Annotated in this window: 1 protein-coding gene; it reads left to right on the top strand. The window is 61.2% G+C overall.

Translation table 11 applies throughout. The features are described 5' to 3' along the window. The first annotated feature begins 15 nt into the window (after positions 1 to 15). Entirely contained in the window at positions 16 to 516 is a 501-nt protein-coding gene (locus P3H15_RS54350; RefSeq protein WP_276144879.1) for a hemerythrin domain-containing protein, read from the top strand. The last annotated feature ends 103 nt before the right edge of the window (positions 517 to 619 follow it).

The following is a 619-nucleotide window of genomic DNA, read 5'->3' as shown; positions in this document are numbered from 1 at the left end:
TAGGTGAGGTGTGCCATGTCGTCCGATGCCATCGTGATCTTGAGAAATGACCACAAGGAAATCCGAAAGTTGTTCCGCGCCTTCCGTGGTGCCGGAGAGAACGCGGAGAAGGAGAAGGGAGAGATCGTCGGCAGGATCATCGAGGCGTTGACGGTGCACACCTACATCGAGAACGAGGGCATGTACCCGCGGGTGCGCGACCTCGTTCCCGAGTTGGAGGACGATGTGCTCGAGTCCTATGAGGAGCATCATGTCGCGGATGTCCTCGTGACCGAGTTGGCCGCGATGTCCCCGTCTGACGAGCGATTCGATGCCAAAACCACGGTGCTGATCGAGAACGTCGAGCACCACATCCAGGAGGAGGAAGACGAGTGGTTCCCTCAGGTGCGTGAGCACCTCGGGCGCAAGAAGCTGCAGGAGATCGGCGCCGGGTTGCTCGAGCTGAAGGAGAAGGCGCCGACCTCGCCGGTGCAACCGTCCGCTCTGAAGAAGGCGGTGGACGCGGTCCTCGATTAGGATCCCGACGCGATGGTTCGCGCATCGTGAGGGGTCTACCCACGGCCGCGGGGAACTCAATCGAAGACGCCCACGATGTTGAGGACGAGCAGGATCGCGATCG

This window comes from Rhodococcus sp. T2V (genome assembly GCF_029269925.1).
Classification (GTDB): Bacteria; Actinomycetota; Actinomycetes; order Mycobacteriales; family Mycobacteriaceae; genus Rhodococcus_F; species Rhodococcus_F koreensis.
Note: the sequence above shows the minus strand (reverse complement) of the source record. Positions and strands in the feature narration are given on the sequence as shown.

Excerpts from the sequence above, each read along its gene's own strand:
- P3H15_RS54350 (WP_276144879.1), top strand. The coding sequence starts at position 16 with ATGTCGTCCGATGCCATCGTGATCTTGAGAAATGACCACAAGGAAATC.